At 66.5% G+C, this 23,886-nt stretch carries 23 protein-coding genes; 9 read left to right on the top strand and 14 right to left on the bottom strand.

The annotated features are described in order from the left end of the window. The 3 genes from HMPREF0043_RS04260 to HMPREF0043_RS04250 form a co-directional block, all read right to left on the bottom strand. Positions 1-1,696 (bottom strand): hypothetical protein (locus HMPREF0043_RS04260; RefSeq protein WP_040317828.1); only part of this gene is annotated, 1,696 nt, incomplete at its 3' end. A 365-nt stretch (positions 1,697-2,061) separates the two neighbouring features. Beyond that, the gene (locus HMPREF0043_RS04255; protein WP_021601660.1) at positions 2,062-2,946 is read right to left on the bottom strand and encodes an anaerobic ribonucleoside-triphosphate reductase activating protein; all 885 of its coding nucleotides are present in this window, start codon (positions 2,944-2,946) and stop codon (positions 2,062-2,064) included. After that, entirely contained in the window at positions 2,943-4,850 is a 1,908-nt protein-coding gene (locus tag HMPREF0043_RS04250; protein ID WP_021601659.1) for a ribonucleoside triphosphate reductase, read from the bottom strand. Before HMPREF0043_RS04250 ends, HMPREF0043_RS04255 begins: the two co-directional genes overlap by 4 nt. Positions 4,851-5,495: 645 nt before the next feature. Between HMPREF0043_RS04250 and HMPREF0043_RS04245 the strand changes: the two genes are divergently transcribed. After that, complete coding sequence (locus tag HMPREF0043_RS04245) at positions 5,496-7,877, top strand: DEAD/DEAH box helicase (RefSeq protein ID WP_232206022.1); 2,382 nt, start codon at positions 5,496-5,498, stop codon at positions 7,875-7,877. Here HMPREF0043_RS04245 and HMPREF0043_RS04240 read toward each other — a convergent pair. The 7 genes from HMPREF0043_RS04240 to HMPREF0043_RS10155 form a co-directional block, all read right to left on the bottom strand. Continuing rightward, on the bottom strand, positions 7,866-8,345 hold the full coding sequence (locus HMPREF0043_RS04240; RefSeq protein WP_269528529.1) for an Rv3654c family TadE-like protein: 480 nt from the start codon (positions 8,343-8,345) through the stop codon (positions 7,866-7,868). The genes HMPREF0043_RS04245 and HMPREF0043_RS04240 overlap by 12 nt on opposite strands. Then, positions 8,342-8,866: a TadE family type IV pilus minor pilin gene (locus HMPREF0043_RS11690; RefSeq protein ID WP_156897506.1), complete on the bottom strand. Its 525-nt coding sequence runs from the start codon at positions 8,864-8,866 to the stop codon at positions 8,342-8,344. Before HMPREF0043_RS11690 ends, HMPREF0043_RS04240 begins: the two co-directional genes overlap by 4 nt. A gap of 111 nt (positions 8,867-8,977) precedes the next feature. Beyond that, positions 8,978-9,163 (bottom strand): DUF4244 domain-containing protein, encoded by a 186-nt coding sequence (locus HMPREF0043_RS04230; RefSeq protein WP_021601654.1) that lies wholly within the window; start codon positions 9,161-9,163, stop codon positions 8,978-8,980. 355 nt (positions 9,164-9,518) lie between these two features. After that, entirely contained in the window at positions 9,519-10,076 is a 558-nt protein-coding gene (locus HMPREF0043_RS10165; protein WP_021601652.1) for a type II secretion system F family protein, read from the bottom strand. Then, positions 10,076-10,639: a type II secretion system F family protein gene (locus HMPREF0043_RS10160; RefSeq protein WP_021601651.1), complete on the bottom strand. Its 564-nt coding sequence runs from the start codon at positions 10,637-10,639 to the stop codon at positions 10,076-10,078. The genes HMPREF0043_RS10165 and HMPREF0043_RS10160 overlap by 1 nt, the downstream gene beginning before the upstream one ends. Then, complete coding sequence (locus HMPREF0043_RS04220) at positions 10,636-11,883, bottom strand: TadA family conjugal transfer-associated ATPase (protein WP_084432162.1); 1,248 nt, start codon at positions 11,881-11,883, stop codon at positions 10,636-10,638. The genes HMPREF0043_RS10160 and HMPREF0043_RS04220 overlap by 4 nt, the downstream gene beginning before the upstream one ends. Beyond that, on the bottom strand, positions 11,883-12,977 hold the full coding sequence (locus HMPREF0043_RS10155; RefSeq protein WP_156897505.1) for a hypothetical protein: 1,095 nt from the start codon (positions 12,975-12,977) through the stop codon (positions 11,883-11,885). The genes HMPREF0043_RS04220 and HMPREF0043_RS10155 overlap by 1 nt, the downstream gene beginning before the upstream one ends. A 291-nt stretch (positions 12,978-13,268) precedes the next feature. Here HMPREF0043_RS10155 and HMPREF0043_RS04210 point away from each other — a divergent pair, with 291 nt between their 5' ends. The 5 genes from HMPREF0043_RS04210 (at position 13,269) to HMPREF0043_RS04200 (ending at position 17,268) form a co-directional block, all read left to right on the top strand. Further along, a complete protein-coding gene (locus tag HMPREF0043_RS04210; protein ID WP_021601648.1) occupies positions 13,269-13,835 on the top strand; it encodes a hypothetical protein in 567 nt (188 codons plus the stop codon). 205 nt (positions 13,836-14,040) lie between these two features. After that, a complete protein-coding gene (locus tag HMPREF0043_RS11015) occupies positions 14,041-14,307 on the top strand; it encodes a hypothetical protein (RefSeq protein ID WP_021601646.1) in 267 nt (88 codons plus the stop codon). Between the two features lie 293 nt (positions 14,308-14,600). After that, positions 14,601-14,987, top strand: coding sequence for a hypothetical protein (locus HMPREF0043_RS11010; RefSeq protein WP_021601644.1), 387 nt, complete (start codon positions 14,601-14,603; stop codon positions 14,985-14,987). 163 nt (positions 14,988-15,150) lie between these two features. Beyond that, on the top strand, positions 15,151-16,299 hold the full coding sequence (locus HMPREF0043_RS04205; protein ID WP_040317827.1) for a hypothetical protein: 1,149 nt from the start codon (positions 15,151-15,153) through the stop codon (positions 16,297-16,299). A gap of 51 nt (positions 16,300-16,350) precedes the next feature. Further along, on the top strand, positions 16,351-17,268 hold the full coding sequence (locus tag HMPREF0043_RS04200) for an alpha/beta fold hydrolase (RefSeq protein WP_021601642.1): 918 nt from the start codon (positions 16,351-16,353) through the stop codon (positions 17,266-17,268). A gap of 66 nt (positions 17,269-17,334) precedes the next feature. On the opposite strand, the gene nth is transcribed toward HMPREF0043_RS04200, so the two are convergent. Then, positions 17,335-18,045 carry an endonuclease III gene (gene nth, locus HMPREF0043_RS04195; protein WP_021601641.1) on the bottom strand — a complete coding sequence of 237 codons (711 nt, stop codon included), beginning with the start codon at positions 18,043-18,045 and terminating at the stop codon, positions 17,335-17,337. A gap of 114 nt (positions 18,046-18,159) precedes the next feature. Between nth and HMPREF0043_RS04190 the strand changes: the two genes are divergently transcribed. Next, positions 18,160-18,837 (top strand): Crp/Fnr family transcriptional regulator, encoded by a 678-nt coding sequence (locus HMPREF0043_RS04190; protein ID WP_040317826.1) that lies wholly within the window; start codon positions 18,160-18,162, stop codon positions 18,835-18,837. Between the two features lie 195 nt (positions 18,838-19,032). Here the strand turns inward: HMPREF0043_RS04190 and HMPREF0043_RS04185 are convergent, their stop codons facing one another. From HMPREF0043_RS04185 to HMPREF0043_RS04180, 3 genes are all read right to left on the bottom strand, one after another. Then, positions 19,033-19,533, bottom strand: a complete 501-nt coding sequence (locus tag HMPREF0043_RS04185; RefSeq protein ID WP_021601639.1) for a RidA family protein — start codon at positions 19,531-19,533, stop codon at positions 19,033-19,035. Positions 19,534-19,535: 2 nt separating this feature from the next. Then, a complete protein-coding gene (locus tag HMPREF0043_RS11445) occupies positions 19,536-19,691 on the bottom strand; it encodes a hypothetical protein (protein ID WP_021601638.1) in 156 nt (51 codons plus the stop codon). Between the two features lie 84 nt (positions 19,692-19,775). Next, positions 19,776-20,141 carry a WhiB family transcriptional regulator gene (locus HMPREF0043_RS04180; protein ID WP_051317429.1) on the bottom strand — a complete coding sequence of 122 codons (366 nt, stop codon included), beginning with the start codon at positions 20,139-20,141 and terminating at the stop codon, positions 19,776-19,778. 159 nt (positions 20,142-20,300) lie between these two features. Here HMPREF0043_RS04180 and HMPREF0043_RS04175 point away from each other — a divergent pair, with 159 nt between their 5' ends. Then, positions 20,301-22,709, top strand: coding sequence for a transglycosylase domain-containing protein (locus tag HMPREF0043_RS04175; protein WP_021601636.1), 2,409 nt, complete (start codon positions 20,301-20,303; stop codon positions 22,707-22,709). A 3-nt stretch (positions 22,710-22,712) separates the two neighbouring features. Further along, positions 22,713-23,768 (top strand): metallophosphoesterase, encoded by a 1,056-nt coding sequence (locus HMPREF0043_RS04170; RefSeq protein ID WP_021601635.1) that lies wholly within the window; start codon positions 22,713-22,715, stop codon positions 23,766-23,768. The last annotated feature ends 118 nt before the right edge of the window (positions 23,769-23,886 follow it).

The raw sequence follows: 23,886 nt of genomic DNA, 5'->3' as shown, positions 1-23,886 counted from the left end.
ACACCTTCCCGCCCTTGGCCACCACATCCTTGACGACCACGTTCTTCTCGGCCTCGCCCGACGTATTCCTCACTGTGAAGGACAACCGCGTCGAACCATTGGGAAGCATAGCCGACTCCCCCGCCGTATCGGCATCACGCCCCGACTCATCCGCCTTCTCAATATCAATCGACGGACGCGGCGGAACCTTCGCCTTATACGGATCCTCGTCCTTGACGGCTGTCCCCGTCTTGGCTCCGATTCCGGCCACCGTGGAATTGTCGGTGTGGACTTGGTCCAGGGTCACGCCCGTCAGCCTGGCCGTACACGGGAAGGAGACGCCGGTCTTCAACAGCTGGGGGTTGTTGGCGAAGGAGGCGGCCCACTTGACCGTCCACTTCTTGGACGCCGCGTCGTAGACGCCGGCGGTCGGAGCCTTCTCCCCCGGGAACGTGCAGGCCATCGACTCCACCGTCCCCGAACCCGACGTCGTATCCGTCACCACGACCTGCTTGAGATCCTCGACGCTGCTGTCGTTCTTGACGGTGAACTTGAGATCCGTCGAACCCACGCCCTGGGCGTCCAGGTTCTTCCCCGCCAGCTCGACGGCATCGGTGTTGGCGTCGTTGCCCGCCGCATCCTTCTTGACGATGTCGATGTGCGGGTAGGGATATCCCTGGTCGCTGCCGCCGCCGCTCTGCTTGCGGATCGCGGTGGCGCCGTACTGCCTTCCGTTGATGATCACCGTGTTATCCGTCTTGTTGACGGCGACGCCGCCGGAGCTCAAGGCGTCCCAGTCGATTATGTCGATGCCGCAAGCGTAGTCGAGGGCGGGAGGGGTGATGACGATGCCTTCGTGCAGAAGGCCGGAACGGTTCATGGGATCCGTATTCGCGATGGATGTACCGTCGGACTTCTTCTTCACGTTGAGGGTGCCGGCCGGCCGGACTCCCCCTTCGCCGTATCGCCCTTCGGCCACGTTGGCGTCCTGGCCCTTGACGCACCACCACCTGATGAAGGCATTGTTTCCGACCCGGGAGTCGACGATCTCGTAGGAGGTCTTGCCGGAGAAGAAGATGCGCCAGTTGACGGCGTTGGGACGGTTCTTCATGTCCGAGGTGACCTGCCAGCCGTCCTTCCTCGTGCCGGTTGGCTTGGAGGGTTCCGGATTGATTCCGCCCGGTCCGGGCAGGTCGATCGGAACGGCTTTGCCGTCGATCTTGACGGTCGCCGTCTTCTCCCTGGTGGCTTTCTTCACGTCGAGGGCGAGGTCGATGTGGCCGCTGACCTGGTTCAACCCGTCGGCCTTGTCGTTGAGCACGCACTTCATGGTGGCGCCGTCTGCCGTGATATCGCACGTCGTGTACTCGAAGGTGAGTTTTCCGACGATGCCCCGAAGCGTCTCGGGAAGGCTGACGGTGAAGCTCATGCCCTTCTTCGCAGGCGACGGAGCCTTCCAATCGAAGGACAGCCGGGCCGTGTGATAGACCTGCATGGTCTTGTCCTCACCGGCCGGAACAAGCTTGCCGCCGGCATCCCTGACCGTTTGAACGATGGACAGCTGAGTCAACTCGAAATTGCTGCTCGTCTTGATCGGGCCGGGAGTGACGTCTCCTGCCTGGGCGGGAGACCCCCAGATGGCGGATGTGCCCAGGCACAGAGCGATCGCCATGAGCACACCCAGGGAACGGCGCACTGGCCGCACGAGTTTGTTCATTTAGTTGTCTGCCTTTCGAACAGTGGGCGACGCGTGAGCTGTGAGGAGAGGTGAATCCTGCAATCGCCCATGTATGCATGAAATTATGGTCCACATCCTGCTTCTCAGGCAATTCCCCGGACGCCGTGGCAATCCCTGAAAGCCGAGATACCGCAGGAGACGGCTTTCGACTATGACGCATTCCATCTACTTTTCCGGGTGAGCGGTTCGCCGGTGGAATGGCCCGCCGGGTGCCCTCCAGCGGCGGAGGGGCGGCCGGCTTGGCTGCAAACCCGGCTCCGTCGACAGCCCGGTGTCCGGGGTGTCGTCGGGCGTTCGCATGACCGCGTCGATGGACGGCCAACGAACGGTGGCCGGAGGGGTCGTCAGCTCAGGCGGATGTCGTACTGCTCGAATCCCGCCCCGCTGACGCAGGCGACGAGTTCGTCGCGGCGTTCGGCCCATGCTCGCACGTCCCACGCCAGTGCGTCGGCGCGAAAGCTCACGGGGGTGCCCTCCGTCCGGGCCTCCTGCAAGGCGAATTTCTTCACGCCGCGGTCGCGCAACTGGACGACGAGCTCCTCGAACCGCTCGGCGGCCGGCGCCCCGGGGTAGACGGTCGTGCGTATTTCGTAGTCGAGCAGGCGTGGTCGGCCGGATGCGCCTGCTGCTTCCGCGGTTCCTTCCGCATCGCCGTCTCGGGCAGGAGGGGTGTGATCGGCGAGGGGGCCCTCGCGCCCGTCTCGGGTAGGGGCGGTGTGCGGAGACGCGTCATGCCGGGCCTCCGCGCTGGCCTCCATGACGAGTTCGAGCGCGCGCCAGGCTTTGCCGCCCGGTGCGCCGACGGCTTCCGGGTAGTCGCCGGGCAGGGCCTTGATGTCCAGGCCCACCCAGTCGACATGGCCGAGCGCGGCCTCGAGGCGCCGCGGATAGACGCCCGCGGTGTGGAGTCCGACCATGAATCCTTCGGCCTTGACGCGCGCCATGGCGTCGAGGACCGCCTCCTGGCGCAGTGCCTCTCCACCTGTGAAGACGACGCCGTCGAGCAGCCCCCTCCTGCGCGACAGCAGGTCTTCGACGTCGCCCCACGGGACTGCGCCGGGGACCGTCGGGTCGAGGATCGACGAATTCTGGCAGTAGGGGCAGCGCAGGGGGCAGCCTTGGCAGAAGACCGTCGCGACGAGGCGCCCGGGCCAGTCGACGGCGGACAGCGGGACGAGCCCGGCGATCGCAAGGTTCTCAGCCGGGACGACCCGTTCCGCAGTCCTCACCGCTGAGCAGCGCTCCCTTCGCGCACGCGCTCCCGCGGGGAAGAGGGGGCGGACGGGAAGGTGAGCGCCTTCTCGGTGAAGGGGGTGCGCTCGGCGTACTCGCCTTTCTTGCCGATGTTGAAGGACGCGACCGGGCGGAAGTACCCCATGACCCTCGTCCACACCTCGCATGCCTGCGGCTCGGAGGCCGGCCGCTCCTCCGCGCACTTCTCACAGACGAAGTGCTCGCCGGCCAGGTAGCCGTGCACCGGGCATATGGAGAAGGTCGGCGTGATCGTGATATAAGGCAGGCGGAAATTGGTCAGCGCTCGGCGGACGAGCCGGCTGCACGCCTGACCCGAGCTCATCCGTTCGTTCATGTACAGGTGCAGGACGGTGCCGCCCGTGTACATCGACTGCAAGTCCGCCTGCATCTCGAGCGCCTCGAAAGCGTCCTGCGTGTAGGCGACCGGAAGTTGCGAGGAGTTCGTGTAGTAGGGCTGGGCGTCGGTCCCGGCCTGGAGGATTCCGGGGAAGCGCTTGCGGTCTTCCTTCGCGAAACGATAGGTGGTCCCTTCGGCGGGCGTGGCCTCGAGGTTGTAGAGGTTGCCGGTCGCCTCCTGGTACTCGATGAGACGGGCGCGCATGTGGTCGAGGACGCGGACGGCGAAACCGTGGCCCCATTCGCCGGTGATGTCCTCGGCGTCGTGCGTGAAGTTCCGAACCGCCTCGTTCATCCCGTTGAGCCCGATGGTGGAGAAGTGGTTCCCCAGGCCGCCGAGATACCGGTGGCTGTAGGGGAAGAGCCCGCCGTCCATGAGTTCGGCGACGGTGGCGCGCTTCTTCTCCAGGGTCGAGGAAGCCAGGTCCATGAGGTGGTCGAGGCGCTCGAACAGGGCGGTCTCGTCGCCCGCGTACAGGTAGCCCAGGCGGGCCATGTTGATCGTGACGACGCCTATGGAGCCCGTGAGCTCGGCCGAGCCGAACAAACCGTTGCCCCGCTTCAGGAGCTCGCGCAGGTCGAGCTGGAGGCGGCAGCACATCGAGCGGATCATGCCCGGGTCGAGCTCGGAGTTGATGAAGTTCTGGAAGTAGGGCAGGCCGTACTTCGCGGTCATATCGAACAGGGCGCGGGCGTTGTCCGACTCCCAGTCGAAGTCCTTCGTCATGTTGTAGGTCGGGATAGGGAAGGTGAAGACGCGGCCGTCGGCGTCGCCTTCCATCATGACCTCGATGTAGGCGCGGTTGATCGTGTCCATCTCGGCCTGGAGGTCCCCGTACGTGAAGTCGCAGACCTCCTCGCCGATGTAGGGGTGGTCGTCGGCCACGTCGGCCGGGCACGTCCAGTCGAAGGTGAGGTTGGTGAAAGGGCACTGGCTTCCCCACCGCGACGGCACGTTGAGGTTGAAGATGAGCTCTTGGACGCACTGCTTGACGTCGTCGAAGGAGAGGTCGTCGAGCCGGATGAACGGCGCCATGTACGTGTCGAAGGACGAGAAGGCCTGGGCCCCCGCCCACTCGTTCTGCAGCGTGCCGAGGAAGTTGACGATCTGGCCGCAGGCGGCCGACAGGTGCTTGGGCGGGGCCGATGAGATCGCACCGGGCACCCCGTTGAATCCCTCTTCGAGCAGGCGGCGCAGCGACCAGCCCGCACAATAGCCCGCGAGCATGTCGAGGTCGTGGATATGGTAGTCGCCGTTTCTGTGTGCGGCTCCTTCTTCTTCGCTGTACACCTTCGACAGCCAATAGTTCGCGATCGTCTTGCCGGCGGCGTTGAGAATGAGGCCGCCGACGGAGTAGCCCTGGTTCGCGTTCGCGTTGACGCGCCAATCAGAGCGGTCGAGGTATTCGTCGACGGTTGAGATCGGGTCGATCAGGACGGTGCCGTCCGTGGACCGGGCTGACTCGCTGGCGTGCTGGGGCATGATCCCTCGCTCCTTGGCGTTTCTCGGATTGTTCGGGTGTGATCCGCGGCCGGCGGACCGCGCGTTTCCCGGCGGAGTCGCGACGACGCGATCTCGCCGGCCTTCCCTGGTTCTCGGGATTCGAGAACCCCAAAGCCGCCAAGGCGTTCACGACGCGCTCCCTGCCGGGTCGGAACTCGAGCCTACACCCATGACACCACACTTTGAAGAGGCGCGCCACTACATCTTGTATGGCGAATGTGACGCTCATACCATATATAGGTCTGCTCACCGTAGAGACGCGCGGTCAGGGCCTGGCCGCCGCCCGGCCTCGCCTAACTCTGCCCGGCCTCGCCCGGTTTCCCCGCCCCGCCTGGGCCGATGTCATCTCAGACCGCCTCCACCTTGGAGTCGACACCGATGTCCCCGCCTGGGCCGGCGGGCCGCCGAGTCAGCGACGACGTCAGATTCCCACGAAGCCCGAACCACCCGCACGCTCCTGAGCCGCAGCACATCGTCCACGGCACCCATGAACCGCCGTAGCGGGCCGCAGCGCACTTCCCGCGGCCCCATCCTGGAGCGCAGGTCGGTTGCGAACCGCGCCAGTCGAGCCCTAGGTCGCCTCGCCGGCTACGCGATGTCGGCGGCGCGATGCACACTTGTGGGGTGCACGAGTTCCTTTCCGCACTCCGTCGCCATGCGGCCCCAGGGCAGATAACGGAGGTCATCGAGGTCCCGGCCCGGCCTGAGCGTACGGCCGAGTGGCCCGGCTGGATGGCGCCCGCACTGCTCGGCGCGCTGCATTCGCGAGGCGTCGACCGCCTCTGGACCCATCAGGTCGAGGCGGCCGACCTCGTCCATGCGGGGATTCATACGGTCGTGTCGACGGGAACCGGCTCGGGGAAGTCGCTGGCCGCGTGGATTCCGGCGCTGTCGATCATCGCCCAAGGCGGAGCGTCGCGGCCCTACCGGCCGACGGCACTGTATCTGGCTCCCACGAAGGCGCTCGCGGCCGACCAGTTCGCCTCCATATCCGGGTTGGCTCGCGACGTCGACCCCCGGATCGGAGTCGCCGTGGCGGATGGCGACTCCGATCGCGAAGCGCGGGCTTGGGCGCGCGAACACGCCTCGATCGTCCTGTCCAACCCCGACTTCGCCCATCACGTCATGCTCGCGAACCACCGGCGTTGGACGCATGTGTGGCGGGGTCTGAGCATAGTCATCGTCGACGAGTTCCACGCGTACCGGGGCATGTTCGGCGCACACGTCGCCTCGACCGTCAGGCGCCTGCTGCGAGTGACAGCACACTATGGTGCGCGCCCGACCGTCGTCTTCCTGTCGGCGACGAGCGGCGACCCGGAGGGTGCGGCGCGTCGCTTCCTAGGCACGGCCTTCGGAGGGATCCGGGCCGTCGAGGAGGACGGTTCCCCGAGCGGCCGTATGGCCATCGTCATGTGGCGATGCCGCGAGAAGGGACGGCCGGCTTCTCGCGAACCGCGGCTGGATGCCGGCGCGACCGCAGACGCCGATGCGACCGCACCCACCCCCGGTTCTGCACGCAGGGCTGCCGTAGCCGAGGCCGGGCAGCTCATGGGCGTGCTCGCATCCGAGGGCGCCCAAACCGTCGCTTTCGTTCGGTCCCGCGCAGGGTCCGAACGGGTCGCCGAAATCGCGAGGAACTGGCTGGCAGGCCACCGCCCAGGGCTCGAAGACGCGGTGGCATCCTACCGGGGCGGCTACCTGCCCGAAGAACGCCGCGCACTCGAGGACGCACTGAGAACGGGAGCCGTTCGCGCCTTGGCGAGCACGAACGCCTTGGAACTCGGCATCGACATCGCCGGCTTGGACGCGATCGTCGTGACCGGCTGGCCTGGGACGCACGCCTCCTTCGCCCAGCAGATCGGCCGCACGGGCAGGGTGGGACGCGACGGGCTGGCGGTTTTCGTCGGGCGGGACGACCCGCTGGACCAGTACCTGCTGTCGCATCCCGAGACCGTCGTCTCCTCGCCGATCGAGGTCAATGCCTTCGACCCCGGCAATCCGCACGTCCTCCTTCCGCATCTGTGCGCCGCCGCCTGCGAGCTCCCCCTCACCGAGGCTGACGTCAGCGTCTTCGGGTTGGCCGACACCTCGCTTTTCGACGATCTCGCTGCGGCGGGCATGCTCCGGCGGCGCCCGGGCGGCTGGTTCTGGAACACCTCGTTGGGCGCAGGAGCCCACGAGGCGGTCGACCTTCGAGGGGAGGGATCCACGGTGACCATCATCGACGGCGAATCGGGGGTCGTCCTCGGCACGGTCGACGCCGCCCGGGCGGACGCGACCGTCTTCCCCGGGGCGGTCTACCTTCACCAGGGGTTCCCCTACCGCGTCGAGAGCCTCGCCGACGACGTCGCCGTCGTCCGCCCCGACCGAGACGGCCTTCGCACCTTCGCCCGCCAGGAGACGTCCGTGGAGATCCTCTCGACCGAGGACGAGGCCGACCTCGGCATCGGAACCTGGGCGCAGGGCGGCGTCCTGGTCTCATCGCGAGTCGTCGGCTATGACATCCGGCGCGCCGACGACGGGGTCTACCTCGGATACAAGCCGTTGGCGATGCCGGTGCGCCGGCTGCACACGCACGGAACGTGGTGGACGATGACGGGTGAGGCCATCGCCGCGTCCGGCGTGGATCCCGCTGCCGTTCCGGGGGCTCTCCACGCCGCCGAGCACACCGCCATCGGCATGCTCCCGCTTCTGGCGACCTGCGACCGGTGGGATATAGGCGGCCTGTCGTCGGCGGCGCATACGGAAACCGGTCAGGCGACCGTGATCGTACATGACGCCGTTCCCGGAGGATCGGGGTGCGCCCGCCGGGGCTTCGAACGCGGAAGCGAATGGGTGCTGTCCACCCTCGACGCGCTGCTCTATTGCCCTTGCGACTCCGGCTGCCCCCGCTGCATCCAATCGCCCAAATGCGGAAACAACAACGAGCCGCTGTCGAAGGACGGGGCGACTCGCCTGATTTCGACGCTTTCACGCGCGATGGCGCCCTCTCGGTCATCTCGCTGACCCCTCCTCCAGAGGGACGGCGTCCGCCGGCCCGGCGACCGCGGAGGCCCTGACCCGCAGGCCGAACTCCGGCACGAGCACGGAAACTTGGATCCTGGCCTCGTCCCCGTCGATCCGGCACGATTCGAGCTCGGCCCCGTAACGATCGGCCTCTGCCTGGCCGGGGCACGCGTCCTGGCCGGATCCATCGGCCAGGCGCTGGGCCGTCCTCAATGCGATCATGTCCGCCGCAGTCTGCCCCCGCTGCATAGCCGAGGCCCCTTTGATCAGGACGAACACTCCGACGAGCAGCGCGGCCAGAAGACATACGGCCATCGCCGCCATAACCGTTCCTGCTCCCCTCTCCGAGGCTCCCCTCTCCGAAAACGGCCTCCTGCCAGGCGGCCACGTCGACTGGACGCCCCGAACGCCGAAGGCGGGCCCCGCTGTCGTCTGCGAGGACGACGCGACGGACCGGAAGCCCGTCACTGGCCCGCTCCCGGCTCAACGAACGCGACCGTCGTGGCCGTCACCGATATGCCGAGAGCACCCGAGAATCCGTTGGGCGGCACGCGGACCGTCACTTCGACGGTCTCGCCGCGTCTGGCCACTGACACCTGCGCCCCCGGGGACTTTTCCTCCACAACGGCCTGAATGCTGGAGACGGATTTGTCGAGCGACGCCATGCGAGCCGCGGACCGCGCGGCCTCCTGCGCACCGACGTACATGATCGCCACGTTGGTGAGCATCGCCAGAAGCGTGAGGACGAAGCCGATGACGAGCAGCCCTATGGCCGCTTCGACCGTCACCATGCCGTTCTCGCGACCGCCTCCGCAGTCCGTCAGACCATGCCTGGGCGTACGCGGACCGAGACCTCCTTCAGATGGATTGGCCGGCGCATCGAAGGCTCCACTGTTCGGGCGGCTCTCCAGCCGGGCGCCGGAGCCTTCCGCCTGAGCGAACCGCAGCCGCCGATCGCCGCTCGGTTCCGGCTCGTTCGACTGTCCCACAGATTTTCCGTTCATCTCCGTATTCCGATTCCGTGGCATGTCGGGCTCGCTTCGTCTTCGCGGAGCCTCGGAGCCTGCGTCCGATCGCGCCAACCCCGAGGCCTTCCACGGTCAGAAACTGAAGATTCCTTTGAAGATTTTGACGAAACCTTGACGGAACCAGTCCTGTTTGATGATCCACCACAGAATGCCCGCTATGCCCGTGGCGGTCAGAGTGCCCATGGCGTATTCGGCGGTGGCCATTCCGGCCTCTCCGGTAGTGTCGTCGAGTTCCACGAACTCGAAGGGCCCTTCCATGTGTTCTTCTCCTTTCTACGGCGAGCCTCTGCGCTCACACCCGCCGTAGAACCACTTTCCCCGAATGGAAGAGTGTCAGGCGGCCCTCGCCGTTCCTCTGTGGACGCTTCGCGCCTGACGCGCGGGTGTGGAACACGCCAACGAGACGCTCCGGGAGAGCTGACAGGTGGATGATCTTTCCCAAGCGAGAGGCGTTCATTCGCATTCGAAGGGCCAAACACCCAGGGACGCCGCGGGAATCGTCAGGAGCCCAACGGGTCTGCCCGCCCATGCCGGACCACCGGGGAACCGGCCCGACGCGCACTCACAACCCCTGGATCGGCGGCCCGCGTCCGACACGCCAGAGAACTCGGCCTCATTCGAAGAACTTCATTCCTGTGGCGATCACGGTGGGGACGATGCCGAGGACGACGAATGCGGGAAGGAAGCACAGGCCGAGCGGCAGGACGAGCTTGGAGCCCAGTGCGGCCGCCGCCTCCCTCGCCGTGCGGATCCGTCCTTCGCGCAGCGAAGCCGAGGTGCGTTCCAGAAGGGGCACGGCGGCGGCGCCGTCGACCCAGGCGGGTTCGAGCGCCTCACGGAGCGGAGCGAAACGCTCTGGAACGTCGGCCCATGCCTCTTCCCACCCTCCGCCCAGCAGCAGAGTGCGGGCGGCGACGTCCAGCCCGGAGGCCTCCTCTTCCTCGCCGAGTGCGCAGTGAAGCGCCTTGAGGGCGGCGGGAATGGACGCTCCCGAGGCAAGCGCGGCTTGGGCGAGATCGGCCACCATCGCCTGATCCACGCAGGGCAGCCTCCCACTCGGCCCGGTATACCGCCGAGAAGCCCGAAGCGCGCTGTTCTCGTAGGGTCTCGTGGACACCGCGGCCAAGGAGAGGCTCGCGACGATCACGACGACGAACGCGCCGTTCATCATCAGCCTCGCTCCGCTCGCCTGACGAGAGCCCGCGCCCACGCGAGACCTGCCAGTTCGAAGAGGAATCCGAGCGCCAGCAGAACACGCCCGGGGCCGGGGGACAGGAGGAAGGCGAGCGGTTCGGCGCCGATCATCGTGCCCACGCAGAGGCCGAGGACGGGCAGCAGGGCCAGGATCCGCGCGCTCGCCTTCGGCCCGGCCATGGCCACTCGGCGTGCGGCTGCCGCTTCGCCGGCCTCGGTGATCCCCGCGGCGCAGGATTCGAGGACGTCGGCCGTGGGAGCCCCGGTCAGCTTGCTCATGCGGCACACCGCGATCGCAGGGGGAACTCCCAGGCGCACCTCCTCCCCCACAGTCCGCCGCCACCGCGGAGCGAGCCACAGTTTCCTGAGCGCCGCCGGGACCCCGTCGGCGTCGAGGTCCGCATGCGCCCCCAGCCCAGCCCGCTCAAGCGTCTGCCTCCACGCACCCTCCGGCGTGGCGCCCGAGCGGAGGCGGGTGGCCGTCTCCGCGACGAGCATTCCCATGTCCGCCCGCTTCCCCCTTCCCTTCGCCCGTCTCATACCCCGATCCTCTCCGCCAGACGGAGCCATCCCGGCCCCTTGACCGCCGTCTGCCGCGCGCACTCGAGCGCGACCTGTGCATGCAGTTCGCCGGCCTCCCGCTCCAGGACGGCGATCTGGCTCAGGCGTCGCCGGCTTCCGCTCCGTTCTATGTGCAAGACGGCGTCCAGCGCGCTGGACGCCTGGGCCGCGACGACCGACTCCCCCATGCCCGCCAGTGCCCCCAGGGCGACGAGACGGGCCGGGACGTCGGCGGCCGAGTTGGCGTGAACGGTAGCCCAGCCTCCCTCATGCCCGGTGTTGAGGGCCGACAGCACGTCCCGCACCTCGGCGCCGCGGCACTCTCCGAGCACGATCCTGTCGGGGCGCATGCGCATCGCGGCTCGGACGAGCTCGCTCATGGTGACTTCGCCCTTCCCCTGGACGTTGGCGCGGCGGATTTGGAGGTGGACGACGTGCGGGTGGGCGGGGCGGAGCTCCGAGGACTCCTCGATCACGAGGATGCGTTCGCTTGCGGAGACTTCCCCGAGGATCGCCGACAGAAGCGTCGTCTTCCCCGACCCCGTGGCCCCCGAGACGATGACGTTCGCCTTGCTTTCGACCATTGCGTCCACGATCGGGCGGACTGCGCCGGCGAGCGTCCCCATCTCCTGCAGTTCGTCGAGGGAGTAGGACACCTGTCGGTGCGCGCGGAGGGAGATGAGCGGCCCCTCGGCGGCGAGGGGAGGCAACACCGCGTGAAGCCTCAGGCCGCCGCCGAACGTTCCGTCGACTATGGGGCATGAGTCGTCGAGCCTCTGCCCGCAGGCGGCCGCGAGCCTGACGGCCAAAGCCCGGACGTCGTCCTCGCACGCCAGGGAGTCCCGGGCCTGCGGAACCGCCTCGAGGCCGAGCCCGCGGTCCACCCACACTCCTCGTGTGCCGTTGACGAGGATGTCGGTGACGGAGCGGTCCTCCAGTAGGGGTTGCAGCACGGGCCCCGCCCCGCCTACAGCGTGCCGCAGCCGCCGCCCGGCGCCGAGGATGTCGCGGGCGCCGATCGCCCCCGGGGCGAGCACTGAGACGGCCTCGTCGAGACTGGTTCCCCGTGCCAGACTCGCCCGTGCGCGCCTGAGGAAGTCGCCGGAGGCGACGTCGCCAAGCGGCTTTCGAACCTTCGCGGCGGATCCGAATCCACCGGATTCGGCCGAACCCCGCCCGTTCCCCGCCGCCCCGCTGGCATCTCGATTCCGACGGGATCCCATCAGGCCGCGTCCCCGCATATTCGGGCGAGATTCGCGATGTCACGGGCTGTCGCCGACCGTTTGCGATCGCCGACCCGCATCCCGTGGTCGAGGTCGGACTGGAGATTGCGCAGGGTGCGCAGTGGAATCACCCGGTCTACGTCCAGCTCCGCCGCCATCGACGCCGCCTCCGCCCCTCCGCTCGCCCCGGTGGCGACGACGACCGTGTCCATCCCGCCGGGGATCGCCCCCAGCGCTGTAGCCGCCTGGCTCACTCCCCTAGTCCGGCAGCCCGTCACCAGCACGGCGACGTCCGCCCAGGCGAGCATGGACGACCCGAGGTTTCCGGGGAGGAGGGCTTCCCCCGAGAAATCGACGACGCACACGTCGACCGCCTGGGACAGCGCCACCACCGCGCCCTGCCCGAGTTCCGCCGCCCGCAAGCCTCCACGGCCGTCCGCGGACAGAACGGCCAGCCGCCCCAGCGCCGGAAGGGAGTCTCTAAGCCTCCCCGGAACCAGAATCCCGGATTCCTCGTGGAGGTCCGCCCACCGCAGCCCCGGAGCCTTGGACAGGCCTAGAAGCCGGTCGTTTCCAGCCGAACACGGGTCGGCGTCGATGAGCCCGACCGCCATGGTCGCGGACAGGTGACGCGCAAGCCATGCGGCGACCGTGGACGTTCCCGCGCCGCCGTGTGCGCCCACGACCGCCACGATGGTGCCGCGCCTAGTCGAACCGGCGGCGAGCATGAGTTCGAGAAGATCCTCCGCCTCGTCCGGAAGGGTGAGCTCGACCCTGCCCTCGGCGAAATACGGGGCGTAGGAGGGGTGGAACGCAGCCGAGATCCGCACGACGGATGCCCTGATCTCCGACATGTTGAGCACCGCGGCCCTCAGGTCGGCTTTCGAGTCGCGGCCTGCGGCGACCATGTGGACGCCGATTCCCGCCAAACCCGCTATTCGGGCTACTTCCGCCCGGACCGTCTCCGAATCGGCCGCCAACCCCAGAACCGGAAGCCGCATGTCGCCGGCGCCCCGTCCACCAGTGAGGTGAACCCCCAGATCTCCAGAGGACCTCTGCTCCCTTCCGATCTTCATGGGCCAACGATCGCCCATAGAGAATCCGATCGCCAGCCCCGTGTGTCCATGTGTGGATCAAACGGTCGCGAAAGCCCTATGTGGACCGCTAATCGATGCGCCAACGCACGCCCCGTGAAATCACCGAAGACGCCCGGACGGCCGGGAACGGAAACCCACCGAGCCCACAGGCGAAAAAAGGGGAGACGGCCCCATGGCCCAGGCCCTTCCACGCCGCTAAGCTCGCGGGTGGGACGCTCCGTCCCGAACGCCAAATCTTTCAGCTGCCCGCTCCCACGCACAAGGCGGGCACTCGACAAAGGATCACGAATGCTCCTCAAGAAATTCGCAGTCTGCCTGGCCGTCCCCGCCCTGGCACTCTCCCTCTCCGCATGCAGCGACGACAAGGACTCCAAAGGCGACAGTCCGTTCGGCGGGGATAGCGGCGGCACATCGCAGTCGAAGGAGAGCCCCTCCGGCAAAACCGGGGCATCCCCCATCGTCCGCAATCCGACGTCCGGGCCGTCCCTGCCGACGTATCGCCCCTCCTTCTCGACATCCCGGCCGTCCTTCCCGACGTACCGCCCTTCCCTTCCTTCCCTTCCCTCCCTTCCGAGCAATGGGCCGTCTCTTTCGAACAACGGCGCGCCCGTCGCCAAGGAGACATTCGTCCAAGGGGCTTCGAAGATCTTCAAACGCTCGTATCCCTCGGCTCCGGACAGCATGATCACGAGGCTGAGCGAATGCATCTACGACGAAGTCAACGGAAAAGTCAGGAATTCCGTCCTCGAGACGATGTCCAGAGGAATGGACACTCCAGGAACCGCGCAGGAACGCCAGATCTTCATGCAGGCGGGCACCACGTGCGGACAGAAGCTCAAGCAAGGCCTCAGGTGAGTCCCACAGCCCCTGCGCGGCGCCATGTCCGCGCAGGGGCGTTCACCTACGTCGAATTGCGCACTTGAACGCACTTCGATTGAACTGTTAAAGTCGGAAGAAGCGCTCGAGAACCAAGGGAGTCATTATGAAGTTAAGGAAAATCGCGGCTTGCGTGGCAGTTCCGTCACTGGCCTTCTCCCTCGTGTCCTGCGGAGAAGATGCTGTGAGCAAAGAACAATTTTCGCAGGGTTATCTTAAGTTAGTGAAGCAAAGCCAGAAAATTCATGGTAAACAACAGGAAGAGTATGTAATTAGATTTGGAGAATGCATTTATGACAAAATCAAAGATAAAGTGAAAAATTCAACTTTAAAAAAAGTAAAAAATGTTAAAAGGAATAGAATTAATTCCAATGATTTTTCACGCATTGAAAAAGCGCAAAAAGATTGTAAAAATTTCGTAAGCAAACCTAAAGCTACGAAAACTAATTAGTTAACTTTCTCACACCGTTGGCGAAAAAGGAGGGGAATCACACCTCAGCGGCGACGCCGCACTCCTCCTCGCCCATATACTCCACACGTACCCGTCATCGCCTCCTCCGGCTCACGCAATCCCCGCCCGAGGACGCGACGGCGGAGCACGCGAACCGATTGGCTCCCCATCGCGGATTCACGATATGATCCCCGGCAGACTGGGCGGGCGAAGCGGGCCGATCCAGATCGATACAAGAGCAATCAGCACACTCGCCCGGCGATGCGGAGCGGGTTCTACGCAAAGGAGTTTCCATGCGGATCAAGAAGACGGCCTCCCTTTTGGCGGCTTTCGGTCTCGCTTTCTCCCTGGCCGCCTGTGGTGGCGACGGCAAAGACGACGCTAAAGTCACGAAGGAAGAATTCACAAAGGGTTACGTCACCGGAATGAAGTCGGTCTCTAAAAGAATCCCTGAAGCGCGACTGAAGCAGTTGGCGGAATGCATTTATCAGAAAATCAATGGTAAAGTCGATGATTCCACCATGAAAATAATTGCAAAAGGCAATAAGTCTTCTAGCGGCAGTAAAAAGAAAGAAACCCTCTCCGCTAAAGATCAAACGACTCTTCAAACCGCCTCAAAAGAGTGCGTCAGTGAACTCATAAAATCTGGCGGTCAGAATTCTCCATCGGCCACCAAGTAATACGCTTCCATACACGCACACTCATAGACTCGACGTCTCAATGCAGCGGAGGGCGGTTCTTCTCACCGCCCTCCGGTTCGATTTCACACGGCCCTGCGGCGTTGCCTTCTTAGATTCGCCGATATTCGCGTAGTCTCGGGAATGCAACGACCAAGGAGGCCCTGTGTCCACTCCGACCGATCCCTACAACTCCCGCGATCGCGCCCCTTCGCAGGCAGAGGATATCCTCGCCCCTCTGCCCGACGGCGCGGTTCCGGGCGACGGTCCCGCCGACACGGCCGACGGCGACCCATTCGATCTCGCCACACCTCTCAAGCAGGCTGAACCCGAATCACCCACCGCTTCCAACGCCCCCTCTGCGACGACGGCCACCCCCCTCTCGGAATCGGCCCACAGCGCCTCATCCTCGGTCTCGGCAGACTCGGCGTCCACGGGATACCTCGGGAAAGTGGATTCGGTCTCCACGCCTGCGTCCGCGGATTCCCTGCCGACACAGCGTTTGACCACTCCCACGGTCGGCCTGCCCCTTCCGGAGTCCGCCTCTCCGGCCGTTCCCGCCGCGGATCGCCCGATCGCCTCCGTCGGCGCAGCCTCCCCTCCACCGCCCGGCCCGCCGCCTCACCCCTCGGAGTCGACGCCGACGGCGGCCCTCGCTCGAGGACCCGAGGAGACCCGGACTCCGCCCGAACCCTATGCCTACCCGCCTCAGGTGCCGCCCGCACCGGCGGACGACGTCCAAGACGACTGGGTGTTCGCACCCCAGCCGGAACCGGCCGCCGAACCTCCCGACGCCTCCCGCCCTCTCGGGGCCCTTCCGCCTCGCCCGATCGTCGCCGGATGGATGCGTGCCGGCGTATTCGCGGCGAGTCTCGCCCTCGTGCCGGTCGCCTGGTATCTCCTGACGGACGCGAACGCCAGGCTCTCCCTCACCGTGGAGAGGGCGGCGGAGGGCCACGCGAACTTCGCAGCCGCCGGGGAGCTGGCGGGGGGAATCGCCGTCGCGGCCGCTGTGTGGTTCCTAGCCCGGTCCTCCTCGTTGGGCGCCGTTCTCACCGGCATGGCCGTCTCAGCCCTGGGGGCCGTGGGAATCCTCCTTCCCAAGTGGACCGACTCGACGCTCCTGCACATCGTCGACTCAGCGGCGGACGGAGCGGGGGGCGTGGCCGCGAACATCGCCGAGTACCTGCGCGCAGACCTGGGGACGGGCCGCATGCTAGTCTTCGGGGCGGCCCTGCTCCTGACGGGACTGGTCTGCCATTCCGCGCGACGGCGAGGCTATGACATCGCCGACCGTCTGCTCCTGGAAGGCTGAATCCGGCACAGACGCGTCGAACGGGCGTAGAACCACATACAGAAAGAATGCATGTCCGCACCAGCCGATAATTCCGTTCTGTTCCTTCCCGGCCCCTGGCAGCACCGCCTCATCCAGGCCGGCGGATGCCAATTCCACCTCGCTCACATGGGCGAGCACCGCGACGACCTCCCGCTCGTGCTGCTCGTCCACGGCTTCCCGGAATTCTGGTGGGCATGGCGCAATCAGATCGAGGCCATAGCCGAAGCGGGCTACGAGGTCGCGGCGATCGACCAACGAGGGATCGGCGGTTCGGACAAGACTCCCAACAGCGAGGACGGCCTCACTCTCACCGAAGACCTCGGCGCCGTCGCGCGGAGCCTGGGCGCATCCCGCCTCGTCGTCATCGGGCACGGTCGAGGCGGTCAGCTCGCCTGGTCCGCGGCGGCTCTGGAGCCCGACCTCGTCGAGGGGATCGTGACGGTGTCGGCGCCGCATCCCCGCACCCTTCAGCGAGCGGGACTCCACGTCACCTTCAAAACATGGCGAAACGTGGTGCGCACGCTCATTCCCCCGCTGGCGCGCAGGAACATCTCCTCGCCCGCGACCTTGGGCAGGCTCATCCAGAACTGGTCGGCGCCCGGGAACACCGGCGCGTCTAGCCAGGCCGACAAGTACGCCGCGGCACTCCGCCTGCCGGAGGCCGCCTCCACTGCGCTGGAACAGCTCCGCTGGTCCTACACCTCGCTCTCGCGAGTCAACGGCCGCAGGCACATGGAGATCACGAGGCGGCCGGTGCACGTTCCGGTCTGGGCGATCCGCGGCAAGCTCAACCCCCTTCTGCCGGGCCGGGCCTGGCACAAGGACATCGAATTCGCCCGTGGAATCTACCGCTACATCGAAGTGCCCGACGCCGGGCACTTCGTCCACGAAGAATCCCCAGAAGCCGTGACATCGGCCATCCTCGAGTACCTCGTAAGCCTGAGATAGGCGATCCGCCCGGCTCCGCAGCGGCCTCTGCCGTCCGCCCTCGACGGCCCCGGAGGAGGCGATCCGCTAGCCCGCCGCGCGCCCGCCCGCGTATTCAGCCCCTGCGAAGAGGGGGTAGGAGGGGCACAAGTCGGCGATCGGACACGAGGGGCACTCCGGTTTGCGCGAACGGCAGACCTGGCGGCCGTGATAGATGATCCTGTGGCAGGCGATCGTCCAATCCTCTTCGGGCACGAGGGAGGCGATGTCCGCCTCCGCTCCGACGGGGTCCTCGTGCCGCGTCCAGGCCCATCGACGGGCCAGACGCCCAACATGGGTGTCGACGGTTATCCCCGGGATCCCGAAGGCGTCGCCGAGCACGACGTTCGCCGTCTTCCGCCCGACGCCCGGCAGAGTGACGAGGTCGCGAAGGGTCTCCGGGACGTCTCCGCCGTAGTTCTCGCACAGGGACGCCGCCAACCCCAGGCAGGACTTCGTCTTGGCGCGGTAGAACCCGAGGGGCCGGAGGATCGCCTCCAGCTCGCGTGGATCCGCCGTCGCCATCGCCGCGGGAGTCGGGAAACGCGAGAAGAGCTCGGGGGTGACGGCGTTGACCCTCGCGTCGGTGGTCTGGGCGGAGAGGACCGTCGCCACGAGCAGTTCGAAGGGGTTCGCGAAATTCAGCGAGCATGCGGCGTCCGGGTAGAGGGCCGCCAGCCGTTCCAGGATGCGCGCCGCAGCTTCACGCCTGGCCGAAAGTGCGCGCGGGCGCTTGGGAAGACGAGTTTTCACGGGCATGCCACAAGACTAGTTCCGCCCGGCCAACTCGAATAATCCGCGCATGTGAGGTAAGTTGCAGTGTGAGAGTTCATTGTGATCCTCACCAAAGGGTCACTGGAGGAAAGGGAGCAGATGGACACTAGCGTTCTCAAGGCGGTTCCGCTCTTCAAGGACATCGACGCGGAGGATCTTGAGGCACTCGGTCAGCTCATGAGCGAGACGACGCTCAAGCGGGGCGATTCGCTGTTCCGGGAGGGCGACGACGGCGACCGGCTCTACATCGTCACCGACGGGAAGGTCAAGCTCAGCCATTCGTCCGACGACGGCAGGGAAAACCTCATCGCGGTCCTCGGCCCCGGCGAGATCATCGGGGAGCTTTCGCTGTTCGACCTGGGGGCGCGGTCTTCGACCGTGGCGGCCATCGCGCCGACCCGCCTGGTCTCGCTATCCCACAAGGACATGATGAGCTTCATCAACCAGCATCCGGACATGGCCATCACCATGCTCCGCGAGCTGGCCCGTCGCCTGCGGAATACGAACGAGCAGATGGCCGACCTCGTCTTCTCGGACGTGCCCGGACGCGTCGCCAAGGCCCTCATCGACCTGGCCAACCGCTTCGGCGAGCGCACCCCCGAGGGCATCTACGTCGCACACGACCTCACGCAAGAAGAGCTCGCCCACCTGGTGGGCGCCTCCCGGGAAACCGTCAACAAGTCTCTGGCCGACTTCGTCTCCCGCGGGTGGATCCGCCTCGAAGGCCGCGCAGTGCTCCTCATCGAACTGGCGCGCCTCCAGCGCCGGGCCCACTGAGCCTGCCCACAGGCCCCCGCGACGTCCGGATCCCGGAGGCCCGGGCCCTCAGCGGACGACTCGCCGGAATGAGAGGGAGGCGGACGCCGTCGGAGGCGTGCCGCAGAGCGGCGGGGCGGACGGAATCCGTGACACCGCGCAGTCGGAAGGCCGCGCGACGAGGCGACGGCCGCCGCACCCTCGCCCGAGCCTGCGTCACACGGCGTTCGACGCGACGACTACGTCACCGGTCTCGACCGGCTTCAACTGGAAGACGGCTTCCACCTCGACCGGGCTGTCCAGCGGCAGGACGGCGACGCCCACGGCGGACCGCGAGTGGGCTCCGGCGAGTCCGAAGACCTCGCCGAAGAGCTCCGAAGCCCCGTCGGCCACCTCTGGCTGGTCGGTGAAGGAAGGATCGGAGGCGACGAACACGGTCACGTGCACGACCTTGCTGATCTTATCGACGCCGCCGGCCGCCGAAGCGGCCGCAGCCAGCGCATTGAGGGCCGCGGTTCGGGCCGAGGCCTTGGCGGTATCCGGAATCACCCCGGCCCCGACTTTCCCCGTGGTCGTGAGTTCGCCGTCGACGAGGGGAAGCTGGCCGGAGGAGCGGACCTGGCCGCCCGAGACGGTGGCCGGGACGTAGTCGGCCAAAGGCTTGGCGACCGGGGGGAGGTCGATGCCGAGTTCGGCGAGGTGCTCGGAGACGCTCATGGTCAGTCCTTCGCCCGCTTGAGATAGGCAACGAGATTCTGCTCGTTGGGACCCGGAACGACCTGCACGAGCTCCCAGCCTTCGTCGCCCCAGGTGTCGAGGATCGCCTTCGTGTTGTGAATGATCAACGGAATCGTTGCATACTCCCATTTCTGCATGAGGCAAGCTTAACCCGTCATCCCGTGAGAGGACAGACGTCCAACCGGCCGCGCCGTGCGGCCGACCGACGCCCGCGACCTGCCTCAGGCTCCCTCCTGTCCCCCCTTCTCGGCGACCTTGCGGCTCTTCCTCGAAAAGTGGAGGGGGCGGCCCTCTCGGAGGGCTACGAAGAGCGGATCCGAGGAGGTCATGATCGATTCGTACCAGTCAGGGTAGTTGGGCTTCGCCCTCAGCAATTGACGGCGTTCACGCTCGGTCAATCCACCCCACAGGCCGTAACGCATGTTGGATTGCAATGCGTCAGCCAGGCAGTAGATGCGGACTGGACAGTCCTGACATATATCGCGCATTTCACGCTGAGCTGAAGAGGTGGCGAAAAGCGCATCCGCATCCTCGGATGCGCATTTGGCGTGATCGGCCCAACGATGGTCGAAAAACAAATGCGCCATCGTAGAACTCCTCCCATCACAACCCCGTTGTTCACCTGATGTAATCTTCGACATATCCTGGATATCATATTTGGTTAGGCCAGGCAAGGGTAGGAGTGGCTCGTATCACTGGATTGGAGAACAAAAGACATCCCCAGGTTGACCACGTATCCTGTGGGCATGCCTAGTTCAAGCCGAAAGGACGCAACTCCCACGAAGGAAGCCTCTTCCGGGGAGCAGGACGCCGCGCCCGAAGAGACCGCGACTTTGCGTCAGATCGCCATCCTCGTGAGTGCGCTCCTCGGCGTGTGCTGCCTGGGCGGGGTTCTGCTGGCCGGAATCGCCATGCCCTTCGCCGCCACGGCGGGAACCAGCGTCAACGCCGTGACGTCGATATTCGAGGAGACGCCCAGCAACCTCGGGTTCACCGAGCCCTCCGAGCAGTCGGTGCTCCTGGCCGCGGACGGCACCCAGATCGCCCGTTTCTACGCGGAGAACCGAGTCGTGGTTTCGTCGAACCAGATCTCGCAGCATATGAAGAACGCCGCCGTGGCCATCGAGGACCGCCGGTTCTACAAGCACCACGGCATCGACGTCCAGGGGCTGGCCGGGGCCTTCGTGAACAATCTGGCCGGCGGCGCCACCGCGGGCGGATCCTCGATCACGCAGCAGTACGTGAAGAACGCGATCATCGAGCGCGGGCGGGCCTCGGGCAACCAGGAGCTCATCGCCCAAGCCACGGAGCGGACGATCGGCCGCAAGCTCAACGAAGCCCGCCTCGCCGTGGCGATCGAGAAGAAGATGTCGAAAGAGCAGATCCTCACGGGCTACCTCAACCTCGCCCAGTTCGGCACTGCGCACTACGGCGTCGAGTCCGCGGCGAAGCACTACTTCTCCAAGTCCGCCAAGGATCTGACGATCCCCGAAGCGGCGATGCTGGCCGGGATCACGCAGTCCCCGGCGCGGTGGGATCCGATCAAGCACCCCGACGCCGCCAAGATCCGCCGCGACACCGTCCTCGGCGAGATGTACCGCAACGGGTACATCTCCAAGGACGAGCTCAACGCCGCGGTGGCGGTGCCCATCCAGCAGATGCTCAAGGTCTCCGAGGACCTCAACGGATGCGCCGAGGCCGGGACGGCGGCGTACTTCTGCGAGTACGTGGTCAACGATCTCCTCAAGGACAGCAGCTGGGGCAAGACCCGCGACGACCGGGTCAACAAGCTCTATCGCGGCGGGCTGACGATCCAGACCACCCTCGACCTCAACAAGCAGAAGGCGGCCTACAACACGCTCGTCTCCAACATCCCCGTCAACGACCGCTCCGGCATCCAGACGTCGCTGTCGAGCGTCGAGCCCGGCACCGGCCACATCGTGGCCATGGCGCAGAACACGAACTACGGCAATCAGTCCGCCAACGACCGCTCGGCCACGAAGATCAACTTGAACTCCAGCCAGGACATGCGAGGCGGCGTCGGCTTCCAGTCGGGTTCGACCTTCAAAGTGTTCACCCTCATCCAGTGGTTGAAATCCGGGTACTCCCCCGGCGATGTCGTCGACTCCAACCAGGGGACCCTCCCACGTTCCTCCTGGAAGATCAGCTGCAGCCCGAAGTCCCGGGACAACTACAGATTCGGCAACCTGGAAGGCGTGGGCGGCGGCCCCATGACGGTCCTCGACTCCACGAAGATGTCCGTCAACGGCTCCTTCGTCCGCATGGCCAACAGGCTGGATCTGTGCGACATCGCCCAGACGGCCAAGGACATGGGCGTCAGGCGCGGCGACTCGAAGGAGTGGTCGTACGCCCCGTCGATGATCTTGGGGGCCAACAACGTGACCCCCCTGTCGATGGCGGTGGCGACCTCGACCCTGGCGGCCGGCGGCCAGTACTGCGCCCCCACGTCCTACACCGAGGTCAAGGACGCCGACGGCAAGACCATCATCACCAAGAAACCGGACTGCCGGCAGGTGTTGGACAAGAGCGTCGCCCACCAGACGACCGAGGTCCTCAAGAACGTCATATCCCAGGGCGCCACCGGTGAGAAGGCGCAGCTGAGCGGGCGCGAGGCCGCGGGCAAGACGGGAACGGCCAACGACGACACGAACGCATGGTTCATCGGGTACACGCCGCAGCTGGCGACCTCCATCTGGCAGGGCCACCAGAAGGGGCATCGGTCGATGATGAACTCGGTGATCAACGGCAGGTTCTACCACGAGGTCTACGGCGGTCTCTTCCCGGCGACGATCTTCTCGCAGTACATGACCACCGCCCTGTCCGGGCAGCCTGCGGTCGCCTTCACATCGGCGACGCCCGGTTCCGACACGTCGACGGGGAAGGCGTCGTCTGACACGGCCTCGTCCGACACCGCGTCGAAGACGTCGACGGCGGAGCCTACGCAGCAGCCCTCCACGGCGGAGCCGAGCCCGAGCCAGGGCGGGGGTGACAACTCCGGGTCCACGGGCGACAGCTCCGGGTCCACGGGCGACCGGGACGGCGACCGTTCGGACACGTCCGACGATTCCGGCGACCGCGACGGGAACGACCAGTCCCGCGACCCTCGCGAGCACGACTCCGACGGGCAGGGCTAGCCCGTGGCCGGCATCCTTGCCAGAGCCGGACGCGCCGGCCTGGCGACCGGCATCGGGGCCGGCGTCGCCGCTGCCGCCTGGGGCGTGACCGAGACCAGGCTCTTCGCCCTGCGCCGCCGGGCCATCCTCATCGGGGGAACGGACCAGGAGGGAGGCCAGCCGGAGAGGAGGTGCGACGATCCTCGCGGATACCGACCCGGGCGGCAGATCGGCCCCTCGATGAGGGTCCTGCATCTCTCCGACCTCCATCTGACGGCTCGCCAGCACCGCAAAATCGACTGGATCGCGAACCTGGCGGACCACGATCCCGACTTGGTGGTCTGCACGGGCGACATGATCGCCCAGCCGGAGGCGCTCGCCCCCCTGCTCTCCGCGCTCTCCCCGCTGGCGCGCACGCCGGGCGTCTTCGTGTTCGGCTCGAATGACTACTACTACCCGAAGCTCAAGAACCCCTTCCGCTACTTCGCCCGCGACACGGCTCCGCGAGCCGGCGAGCTCGAGGAGCGCCCCCAGCTCCCCTGGCGCGAAATGGCGGCTGCCTTCGAGCAGGCCGGCTGGCTGAATCTGTCGAACGCCCGAGGCAGCCTGCGCATCGACGGATGGAACCTCGATTTCGTGGGCGTGGACGACCCCCATCTCGGATACGACAGGTTTCCCGAGGGACGGGGCGACTGCGCAGACGAGACGGGCGCCGCGCGCAAGGCCACCGACGTTCGGATCGGCGTGGCCCACGCGCCCTACGCGCGGGTCCTCGACGCCATGGTGGACGACGGCTGCTCGATCGTCTTCGCCGGCCACACCCACGGCGGGCAGGTGTGCCTGCCGGGCAAGGGGGCGCTCGTTACGAACTGCGACATGCCCGTCGAGCTCGCCGCAGGCCTCTTCGAGTGGCCGGGGCCCAGCGAGGTGATCCGCTACGACGGCTTCGCTCCGACCCTTCCCGACCGCGGCAGGCGAGCCTGGGTGAACATCTCGGCAGGTCTGGGGACCTCCCCCCTCGCCCCCGTCCGGGTGGCCTGCCGCCCCGAGGCGGTCCTGCTGGATCTCGTGGTCATCTGACCAGCCGCGGCACCGAAGTCCGGCCTGGTGCGGCTTCCGGCCGCGCACACGACGCCACGCCCTCGGCGGCATGAACGTCTTATCAGGTCCAGCCGCGCGCACGACGTCACGCCGGCCG

It is taken from the genome of Actinobaculum sp. oral taxon 183 str. F0552 (genome assembly GCF_000466165.1).
Classification (GTDB): Bacteria; Actinomycetota; Actinomycetes; order Actinomycetales; family Actinomycetaceae; genus Peptidiphaga.
Note: the sequence above shows the minus strand (reverse complement) of the source record. Positions and strands in the feature narration are given on the sequence as shown.